Annotated in this window: 3 protein-coding genes and 1 pseudogene; 1 reads left to right on the top strand and 3 read right to left on the bottom strand. The window is 69.1% G+C overall.

Annotation, left to right across the window (positions count from 1 at the left end):
• Positions 1 to 891: AAA family ATPase (locus tag V7702_RS16710; RefSeq protein ID WP_335651205.1), on the top strand; the 891-nt coding region annotated here is incomplete at its 5' end.
• A gap of 62 nt (positions 892 to 953) precedes the next feature.
• Here the strand turns inward: V7702_RS16710 and V7702_RS16715 are convergent.
• The 3 genes and pseudogenes from V7702_RS16715 to V7702_RS16725 form a co-directional block, all read right to left on the bottom strand.
• Positions 954 to 1,355 (bottom strand): hypothetical protein, encoded by a 402-nt coding sequence (locus V7702_RS16715; RefSeq protein WP_335651206.1) that lies wholly within the window; start codon positions 1,353 to 1,355, stop codon positions 954 to 956.
• 75 nt (positions 1,356 to 1,430) lie between these two features.
• A complete protein-coding gene (locus tag V7702_RS16720) occupies positions 1,431 to 1,961 on the bottom strand; it encodes a hypothetical protein (RefSeq protein ID WP_335651207.1) in 531 nt (176 codons plus the stop codon).
• Positions 1,962 to 2,039: 78 nt separating this feature from the next.
• Positions 2,040 to 2,226 (bottom strand): annotated as a pseudogene (locus V7702_RS16725) (diaminopimelate decarboxylase); the annotation flags it as partial.

The raw sequence follows: 2,226 nt of genomic DNA on the forward strand, positions 1-2,226 counted from the left end.
CTCCGCGGCCGGGTGGTCGGCCAGGAGGAGGCGCTGGCCGCCGTCTCCGACGCCGTGCGCCGGGCCCGGGCGGGCCTGCAGGATCCCAACCGGCCGATCGGCTCCTTCCTGTTCCTCGGCCCCACCGGGGTCGGCAAGACCGAGCTGACCAAGGCCCTGGCCGAGTTCATGTTCGACGACGAACAGGCCATCACCCGCCTCGACATGAGCGAGTACATGGAGAAGCACTCGGTCAGCCGCATGATCGGCGCGCCTCCCGGCTATGTCGGCTATGACGAGGGCGGGGCGCTGACCGAGGCGATCCGTCGCCGGCCCTATCAGGTGATCCTGTTCGACGAGGTCGAGAAGGCCCACCCCGATGTGTTCAACATCCTGCTGCAGGTGCTGGACGACGGCCGGCTGACTGACGGCCAGGGGCGGACGATCGATTTCCGCAACACCCTGATCATCATGACCTCGAACATGGGCTCGGAGTTCCTGGCCGCCCAGGCCGAGGGCGAGCCCGTCGAGGCCGTGCGGCCGATGGTCATGGACGTGGTGCGTAGTCACTTCCGGCCCGAACTGCTGAACCGGATCGACGAGATCATCCTGTTCAAGCGGCTCGGCCGGGCGGAGATGGACGACATTGTCGGCATTCAGCTGCAGCGGGTGGAGAAGATGCTGGCCGACCGCCGCATGGCCCTGTCCCTCGACGATTCGGCCATGGCCTGGCTGGGGGACAAGGGCTACGACCCGGTCTATGGCGCTCGTCCGCTCAAGCGGGTGATTCAGAAGGCGCTGATCGACCCTATCGCCCGCAAGCTGCTGGCGGGCGAACTGGATGATGGCGCGGTCATCGAGGTGCGCGCCGGCGAAGACGGTCTGGAGATCGGGCGCGCCCAGGTCCACTAAGCGGCCGGGAGGGCCCGTCGAGTCTGGACGCCCTTCCTGTGCGCAGGGAGGGCGTCTGTCCTTCAGCCCTTGGTCTTGCGCAGGCGTTGGCCGGCGTAGATATCGGCCAGGGTCAGGCCCAGGATGACGCCGTAGAAGAGCGCCAGGCCCCGCCATTGCCGCGGGTTCGCCGGGCGCGCCTTGAGCAGCACGGCGACCTGGCCGGCGCTGTTCAGGCCGTGGGCGACCAGCCAGCGCTTGTCGCCGCCATCAAGCAGCAGGCCCGCGCCGGCCGCCATTTCCCGCAGACCCAGGGTGCGGACCATGGAGGCCTCGCCCAGTCCGGTGCGCTCCGAGATCGTCGCTGGCCGCGCCGTCTTGATCAGGCCGATGAGCAAGCTCGCCACGCCCAGGGCGTAGATGGTCGGGCGGGCGGCGGGCGGCGTCTTCGGGAGGGTGTCTTGGGTCTTGGGAAGCGAAGCCATGAGCAGGAAAGACTTCGCCCGCCGCCGGGTTCCGGCGACGGGCGAAGGTTTGGCTCACGCTTGCGTCAGCAGGATCTAGAGATCGACGGGGCTGACCCGCCCGCCGCGGGTGACGACCCGCCGCATGATGGCCACGCTCTCGCCGCCGGCCAGGGGCCGCGCCACGGTGATCACGAACCAGGCGCCATCGGGCAGGTTGGAGAAGGTGAAGCGGTCGGCCGCGTCGCAGGTGGTGCGCCGCACGAAGGACGAATAGTCGTCATTGGGCGCCGAGGGCGTGCGGGCGCGAACATCGTCGGCCGGCAGGGCGGCGGCGTCCGGCGAGGAATAGAGGATGCTCATCCGCCGCCGGGTCCAGGGGGTTTCCGGCGTCAGCACCACGCCTGCGCCAGAGCAGGTGAAGCGCGCCGCGCCCTGACGATAGGTCAGCCGGCCATCAATGGTGTTGCGTCCCGGGACCGCCGACCAGGAGAAGTCCTCCGGCCGGAAGACGGTGGGCGAAGGGGCCGACACGCCCGGAGGCGGGGGCGGAGGCCCCATGGTCGGGGCGCAGGCCGTAGCCAGGGCGAGCGTGGCGGAGACCGCCAGGATGCGAAGCTTGGACATGGGCCGACCATAATTAAGGTCTGTGACAGATGCCAACACTAGATGCGTCACGCCGACGCAGGTCCTTAGCCAGTCCTCTCAAAGCCAGGGCGCTGAAGCCTCCCGGCCAAGCATCTCCTCATAGGTCGGCCGCGGGCGGACCACGGCGAACTCGTCCCCTTTGACCAGCACCTCGGGGACCAGGGGCCGGCTGTTGTATTCGCTGGCCATGGAGGCCCCATAGGCGCCGGCGCTCATGAAGGCCACCAGATCGCCGGCCTCGAAC

The organism is Phenylobacterium sp. (assembly GCF_036963605.1).
Classification (GTDB): domain Bacteria; phylum Pseudomonadota; class Alphaproteobacteria; order Caulobacterales; family Caulobacteraceae; genus Phenylobacterium.